The following is a 1200-nucleotide window of genomic DNA, read 5'->3' as shown; positions in this document are numbered from 1 at the left end:
TATTGAGACATTCTTCAGCTCTTTCAAACTCTCTTAGATCTATACAAGCTAAACCGTATACATTGTCGCATAAGGCAACATTAATTTCATAGCCTACATGATTCTGGTATACTTTTTTTGCCTTTACTACATGTTGAATTGCTTCAAATGGTTGATAAGATTGATAACAGTAAGTTGAAAATCTATACTCAAACTCGGCTTTTTCTACTGCGTCAGGTATATCAATTAAAAGTTCTTCCGCCTTTTCATAGTGTGTTTTCGCTTCAGTATAATTTGCTAAAATTGTAGAATGAATTGCCTTAAAGAAATGATAATAGTAAGCTAAAAATAAAAAATCATCTTTGATAGTAGAGAGTTTTTCTATTTGATTAAAAGAATCTTTTGTAATACTCATTCCATCTACCAAGACCATATATCTAAAATTCAGTAGGGAATAATAGAATGATACATATTGGTCTGCTTCTAGTCCTTTTAAACTTTCTTTTACTTTTAGGTATGTTTGTTTTGCTTCTTTTACATGATATAAACGAATTTCTTCATACCATTCGTGTAATAATCCCATCAATTGCTCATTACTCTTCTCTTGAACAGTCATAATATCCCCTTTTCTATGTAAAGGCTTATTCTGATAATAACAGGAATTAGATACATTAAATTTAATAATGAGTTTTTTTCATTAATAGACAGAATATTCAGAATATAACGGATACCCACCCTTTGTAATGCGACAAAATATAGCTAAGATAGTACAAATTTCGCTAAGTGATTTTTTGATGCTTAAATGTTTGCTATTGGATATATCGTATAAGAGGTGTCTTAGCACTATGGTAGAAAAGGAGGTAGCTTACATTGCTATTTTTTTGAGAAAATATTGGACTTATTAAGTTTCGAGGAATTCCTCGGAATTCAATATAAGTATACCTATGTCTACTTATATTGAAAAGTGAGCGTTAGTTTATGATAAGTTTTGGGATTAATTTACTAAGGACAATGACGAATTTAAGAACAAGAAGAAAAGTAATGGATGCTAGAATTCTGCAAGCGTTAGGGTAGAATTTAAATGTTTTTTGAAAAAAGAATTGACTTCTAAATCACTTGCAACCATTATGGTTACAATTTATATCTGTTTTTAGAAAAAATGTTCAATATTACCTTTTGTTGAAAATCTTAGCCATTTTTTTGGAAGGGTTAGTTTTGAAA

The 1200-nt window shown here is 29.5% G+C and carries 1 protein-coding gene; it reads right to left on the bottom strand.

What is annotated here, in order from left to right:
- On the bottom strand, positions 1–595 hold a 595-nt coding region (locus tag JFU02_RS01315), incomplete at its 3' end, for a response regulator aspartate phosphatase (protein WP_481748745.1).
- Positions 596–1200: the final 605 nt, after the last annotated feature.

The sequence above is a fragment of the Bacillus sp. TH13 genome (genome assembly GCF_016651175.1).
Classification (GTDB): Bacteria; Bacillota; Bacilli; order Bacillales; family Bacillaceae_G; genus Bacillus_A; species Bacillus_A thuringiensis_S.
This window is presented reverse-complemented; position numbering and strand designations above follow the sequence as displayed.